Origin of the sequence: Loigolactobacillus jiayinensis (assembly GCF_003946445.1) — a bacterium.
GTDB classification, from domain to species: domain Bacteria; phylum Bacillota; class Bacilli; order Lactobacillales; family Lactobacillaceae; genus Loigolactobacillus; species Loigolactobacillus jiayinensis.
Window position 1 is genome coordinate 1 of sequence record NZ_RHOF01000097.1, and the last position, 6,937, is coordinate 6,937.

4 protein-coding genes are annotated in these 6,937 nt (G+C 43.3%); 2 read left to right on the forward strand and 2 right to left on the reverse strand.

Annotated elements, in window-relative coordinates:
• Window positions 1-253 precede the first annotated feature (253 nt).
• On the forward strand, window positions 254-2,023 hold the full coding sequence (locus tag EKM80_RS14320) for an ABC transporter ATP-binding protein (RefSeq protein ID WP_125554337.1): 1,770 nt from the start codon (window positions 254-256) through the stop codon (window positions 2,021-2,023).
• On the opposite strand, the gene EKM80_RS14325 is transcribed toward EKM80_RS14320, so the two are convergent.
• Complete coding sequence (locus tag EKM80_RS14325; protein WP_125554339.1) at window positions 2,024-2,617, reverse strand: anthranilate synthase component II; 594 nt, start codon at window positions 2,615-2,617, stop codon at window positions 2,024-2,026.
• A complete protein-coding gene (locus EKM80_RS14330; RefSeq protein ID WP_164509588.1) occupies window positions 2,598-4,007 on the reverse strand; it encodes an anthranilate synthase component I family protein in 1,410 nt (469 codons plus the stop codon). The genes EKM80_RS14325 and EKM80_RS14330 overlap by 20 nt, the downstream gene beginning before the upstream one ends.
• Window positions 4,008-4,860: 853 nt before the next feature.
• Here EKM80_RS14330 and EKM80_RS14335 point away from each other — a divergent pair.
• Window positions 4,861-6,783, forward strand: coding sequence for a fructose-1,6-bisphosphatase (locus EKM80_RS14335; protein WP_125554344.1), 1,923 nt, complete (start codon window positions 4,861-4,863; stop codon window positions 6,781-6,783).
• Window positions 6,784-6,937 lie beyond the last annotated feature (154 nt).

Here is a 6,937-nt window from a genome sequence, read left to right on the forward strand (position 1 = left end):
GACCAATTATAAGTTAATTCTAGTAAGTGTTGCACTTGGGTTGACAATTCGGGTAATTTTAATTTTTTTATTTCAGTCTAGTATTTTACTTTACTTTTCTATACTATCGTGCGGCATTGACAAGCACATTGTTGGTGAAATATTGCCATAAAGCGCATAATATTTTTGAAAAACAAACGCCAAAAAAGACTACTTGTGTCTGCCTTTTACGGCTAATTTAACTATTGTTAACCGGCTTAACATCAATGGGGAGATGAGCTACTTGCAAGAACAACAAGTCACGACTTATCAAATGTTTAAATATGTTTTTACTAAGGTTTTAAAAAATCGCTGGCTATTAATTGGCAACGTTTTAATTTTGGCCATGATGACCGTTTTGCAATTTATTATGCCACAATTTACCCAGTATATTATCGACAAAGTTATTCCTAAAGCTAATTTTCAGGAGCTCTTTTGGACGATTGGTTTAATGCTATTGGCCGCAATTGTCTTAGGTGTCTTTAATTATTTTTCGACTTATTATATGGGCGTTATGAGTCAGAATACGATCACCGACTTGCGCAACGAATTGTATGAGCGCATCATTCGCCAGGACACGCACTTCTTCGAATCCAGTAAAACCGGCGATATCATGGTGCGCCTCACCAGTGACATTAATAACTTACAAAGCCTGATTTCGCCAAATATGCTTTCGATGATTGGTAGTATGTTCACTTTTATTGGCGTTTATATTTTTATTTTCTTTGTGAATTGGCAAATGGCACTCGCCGTAACCATCACCCTCCCGTTGATGTTCGTGATTTATCGTGTTTTCCGGACGCGAATTCGGCAGTCATTTTTAAAAGCACGTGGCGCCCAAGCTAAAATGTCTAACCAAATGCAAAATACCTTAACTCAGATCGAGTTGATCAAAAGCTATACCAGTGAAACACAAGAATCAGATAAGTTCGCCGAATTTGCTAATGAAAATCGTGATTATACCGTTAGCGCAACGTGGAACCAAGCTGTCTTTTCACCATTGATCAGCTTTATTAACTATCTCGGCACCGCAATTATCCTGCTCCTAGGTGCTTATTTTGTAATCAAAAAACAGTTAACTGTCGGTGGGTTAGTCGCCTATATCAGCTATGTTGCCATGTTGCAGAGTCCGATCCAGTCTTTCACACGCTTACTAAACCAATTACAGCAATCCTTAGTTTCCTATGGCCGTATTGTTGAAATATCACAGGTGCAGCCGACTATTTTAAATGCACCCAATGCAGTCCCTTTCCCTGATTTTCACGATCGAATCAGCATTCAAAAAGCTAGCTTCGCTTATCCCGATAGCTCAAAAACTAAAACAACGGTTCCAGCCATTAAGCAAGTCAGCTTTGACATTCCATATGCACAGACTACCGCCTTAGTTGGCCATTCCGGCTCTGGTAAAACCACTTTGACTAATTTACTTGATCGTTTATATGATTTAGATTCAGGTGATATTTTATACGATGGTGTTCCCATTAAAAAAATTGAGTTGCAGTCGTTACGGCAACACATCGCAATTGTGTCCCAAGACGTTGCTATGATCGACGGTACCGTTCGCGATAATATTCGTTACGGCGCACCGCAAGCAACCGATGACCGGATTTCGCAAGTTGCACAACTGGCCGATATTGCGGACTTTATTCGAAATTTACCTAACGGCTTAGAAACGCAGGTTGGCGAACGCGGTATGCGTTTATCTGGTGGTCAAAAACAGCGGATCGCAATCGCCCGTGCCTTATTGAAGGATTCACCAATTATCATTTTAGACGAAGCTACGGCAGCTCTAGATAATGAATCTGAAAAAGCAATCCAGCACGCTTTAGACAATTTGCTGGAGCAACGAACTTCATTAGTAATTGCCCACCGCCTGTCTACTGTGCATAACGCTGATAATATTATTGCGCTAGATGATGGTCAAGTCGTCGAAACAGGCACCCATCAGCAATTGATGGCCCAACATGGCTATTACCGGCAACTATACGATGCCCAATTTAAATAACTATCCCGCTAACTGTTGTGGTAACCGTTGCAGAAAATTAGCGACTAGCTGTGTCCCAGCAGCAGTATCGGTTAAAACGGACTCCGGATGAAATTGGACAGCATAGATCATCTGTGCTGGATCCTCGACTGCCATTAATTCACCGTCAGCCGCCGTAGCAGTTACTTTTAGATTAGCTGGTAACTGTTTTGGTGATACCGCTAATGAGTGGTAGCGTGCGACGGTCATTTGTTGCGGGCAGCCGGCAAATAGCCGACTACCGGCAGTGATTTGCAGTTGCGATGTCTTGCCGTGCATCAACTGCTTGGCGGGTACGATCTGACCACCAAGCGCTTGACAAATAACTTGCATCCCCATGCACACACCAAATAACGGAATTTTTCCTGAAAAGGCCCGTACCACAGCTAAGCTAACGCCGGCATCATCCGGATTACCTGGTCCCGGCGACAAAATAATTGCCGCTGGGTGCAACGCCGCAATTTCCGCACATGTGATCTGATCGTTTTTTACCACTTTGATAGCTGGCGTAAATTGACCTAATAGTTGGTATAAATTATAAGTAAAACTATCGTAATTATCGATGAGTAATAGCATTTGCAAGGACCTCCGTTTGCTTAGTTGCTGCAGCCAGTGCTTGAACCACCGCCCGTGATTTATTAAAACATTCCTGATATTCATGCGCCGGAATACTATCGGCAACGATTCCTGCACCAGCATGGACCGTTACTGTTGTCCCTTTTTTATGCGCCAAGCGAATACCGATTGCAAAATCAGCGTCACCGTCAAAGTCGATAAAGCCAAAACAGCCACCATATGCGCCACGTTTTTCTTGCTCCATTTGCGCAATCAGGGTCATTGCTGACACTTTCGGCGCCCCAGCCAAGGTTCCCGCTGGAAAAACCGCCTGTAGCGCTGTTAACGCCGTCACCCCAGCCGCTGCAGTACTTTCCACAGTTGACGCCAAGTGCATCACCTTAGTGAATTTCTTTAGTACCATGTGCTCAGTCACTGCCACACTGCCGAACTGACTGACTTGGCCTAAATCGTTGCGCCCCAAATCGACTAACATATTGTGCTCAGCGATTTCCTTAGTGTCATGTTGTAATTCCTGTTGTAAAGCTAAATCTTCCGCAGCATCATGTCCACGACGGCGGGTCCCCGCCAGTGGAAAAGTGGCTAAATGCTGTCCAGTTTGCCGCAACAAAGTTTCTGGCGAGGCTGCAGCAATTTGAAAGTCCGCTTGACTAAAATAAAAGTGATACGGCGCCGTCATTTGCTGATAAACCGGCAATAAATCACCAAGTAACTGTCCCCGCAACGGGTTGGATAAAATCATCTGAAAAATATCACCACGATAAATATGGTCAACGGTTTGGCCAATGAGTTTTTCATACATGGCTTGGCTAAAGCGCGCCGTTAACGGTTCAATTAAGCGTGGCTCCGGTAAATGAGCTTGTTGTTGCTGCAACTTTTGCAATAATTGCTTAAGCTGTTGTAGTTCCTGCTGCGCCTGTTCACGTTGTGCTACTGGCACCGTTCGTAACAGATAAACTTGTTGCGTCTGCTTATCATAAGCTACCACCTTCGTCAGCAACATCAACCCAGCATCGGCTAACCCCAACGGATTAGCCACTTGCTGCGGCAGTGGCAGCTGATATTTGGCATAATCATAAGCAAAATAACCAACTAGACCCCCGCTAAACGGCGGTAGATCAGCCTGTCGTTCTGTTTGCTGTGCTTGTAATATGTCTTCTAAATAAGGTTGCAAAGCGCCATTTTGCGTGGTTGTTTGGCCAGCAGCGTTAGTCACTGTCAGTTGACCGTCTAAATAAGTTAAATTCAATTCTGGTGCAAAGCCTAAGTAGCAATACCGCGCCATATCCAGCAAATAAACATCTTGCCCCTGCTGCCGCAACGCCGCGGTGATCTGTTCTGGCGCAAAGGCCGCATCTGTATAAATTAATCGTTCAACACTTGTTTCCATTATCTTTCCTCCATCCATGTAATAACGTCAACACAGATAGAATTGCCATCGTTGTTTCATTTAGGTCACGCTCCTTAGAATTAAAAAAATCCGCCCATAACAAAATTAATTGTTAAGGACGGATTATTCCGCGGTGCCACCTTAGTTGGAAAGTACGCTAAATAGACTATAAGCGGTACTTTCCCATCTTAGCAGAGGACTAACATCCTCTCGGTAACTTACGTATACCAACACGTCGCGAGGTAATGGAAAGAGTGTTGCGAAAGGCGCTCAGGTATCGAGCGTAGCCTAGTTTCAGGAATTATTTTCGCAGAAAATGATTTTTGAAACGTAGCTAGGCTTCGAGACCTGCCTTTCGCAACACGTTTCAGCTAAATTAGCTGAAACGTGCTAGTCAGGACAATTTTCTCCGGTCAGCTACAGCAAGCCCGCCAGCTTTTACAAAGCTAACGTTCTTGCTTAGGCTGATCCTCAAAAATTACCCGTCCTGTCTAGCACTCTTTCTTTATTCGCGCCCTCCGTGGTCCATTTAATCGTTTGTTTCCTGCCACCATTCCCAGCATGCGGCGGCTCTCTGTGCGGGCATCACGATCTTGATCTCCACTTCTTCGGTTTATAACTTCGTGTTTGAAGTTATGGACGGTTTATTAAGTTGTGTTAAAGACTAACCTCTTTTCTCATAATTGTCAAATTATTTTTGTGCCATTAACTTGGCAAACTTGCTTATTTTAAATTGGTACAGACCACGGATGACTACTTAGTCGGTTTTAAAGCGTTAACAGATATAATTGGTATTTTTATATGGAAGCGGTATACTTTAAACACACAGTCAATATTTGGAGGGATTTTCTGTATGGATGTAACTGATTTAGCATTATTAAAGGAAGAATACACGACGAAAACCGCCTTGGCCACTGAACTGATAAATTTAGAAGCTATTTTAAGTTTACCGAAGAGTACCGAGGCTTTTATCAGTGACGTCCACGGTGAATACGATGCATTTCAACATGTTTTACGTAATGGTTCAGGGAATGTAAAGCAAAAAGTCGCCGATCTTTTTTCAGGAAAAATGACACCGCAAACAATTAGTAGTTTCTCATTTCTAATCTACTATCCACGCGAACGTTTAACCGCAATTAAACAGCATTACGCCGATCCAGCTGATCTGCATCAATGGTATTTAGATACGTTCCAACGCTTGGTTGCCCTATTGCATTTTGTTTCCACAAAATATACCCGTTCTAAGGTTCGCAAAGCGCTGGCACCAGAGTTTGTTTATATCACTGAGGAGTTGCTATATGGCGATTTCAACAGTCCCGATAAGGCCGCTTATTACCAGCAGATCACCGAAAATATCATCGCACTGGAACAAGCTGACGAATTTATCATTGCTTCTTGCCACACGATCCAGCGGTTGGTAGTCGATCATTTGCATTTAGTTGGCGATATTTATGACCGCGGTCCGCATCCAGAATTGATCATGGAGCGCCTGATGCAGCATCATTCCTTAGACATTCAGTGGGGTAATCACGATATTTTATGGCTTGGCGCTGTTTCCGGTTCGCGCTTATGCTTGGCCAACTTATTGCGTATTTGTGCGCGCTACAATAATCTTAGTATTATCGAAGACGCGTACGGGATTAATTTACGCCATTTATCATTGTTTGCCGAAGAACATTACCAAGATAACGCTGCTTTTCGCCCTAAACAATTACACAGTGAACGCCGCCTCTCCAAAGGTGAAGCATTGCAGATCACGCAGATTCATCAGGCCATCGCCATAATCCAATTTAAATTAGAAGGCCCGGTAATTGCGCGCCGTCCTGAATTTCAAATGGCTCACCGCCGCTTGTTAGACAAAATTGACTATCAAAAAATGACAATTGAATTACACCATAAAACTTATCCATTGGAAAATACCTGTTTTCAAACAATCGATCCAGCTGACCCGTATAAATTATTACCAGAAGAACAGCGGGTCATTGATCAATTATTGGCTGCCTTTCAGCATTCAGACAAGTTACGCCGCCACATGACTTTTTTGATGCGCAAGGGCAGTATGTACCTGACCTACAATGATAATTTGTTATTTCACGGTTGTATTCCAGTTACCGCCGATGGCCATTTTCAAGCCTTTAAATTACACGGTAAAGACTATGCTGGCAAGGCCTTACTCGATGTTTTTGAACAGAATTTGCGTGCCAGCTTTGCCCATCCCAGTGAAGAAGACGATTGTGCCACTGATTTACTTTGGTATCTATGGACTGGCCCGTTATCCCCATTGTTCGGAAAACACGATATGACCACCTTTGAACGTTATTTCATCAAAGATCCCGCAACTCATGAGGAAAAAACGAATCCCTACTACAAGTTACGGCGCCACGCTTGGTTTGTCGATACGGTACTGGAAGAATTTGGCATGTCCCCAGCAACTGGTCACGTGATCAATGGCCATACGCCAGTTAAGAAAGGCCAAACACCGGTGATGGCCGACCGCAAAATGATTGTTATTGATGGCGGCTTTTCCAAGCCGTACCACAAAACAACTGGTATTGGCGGTTACACCCTGCTATATAATTCATACGGCATGCAATTAGTCACCCACCAACCTTTCACCTCTAAAGCTGACGCTATCGCGAACTTAACTGATATTATTTCCACCAAACGAATTGTCGATCAAGTTTCGCAACGTAAGCTAGTTGGAGAAACGGATATCGGTGCAGAGCTGAAGCAACAAGTTGCAGTGCTACGCCAATTATTAGCTGATAAAACATAGGACGAAAAAAGGTCTGCCCACGCAGACCTTTTTTAATGCTTATTTAGTAAAGTCAACTGTCTTAGTTTCCTTCGTTGTAGCTAAGGAAATCAAACAAGCAACGTAAGCACCTAATAATAAACCGTTTTTCAATACAAATCGCCCGATCTCAGAA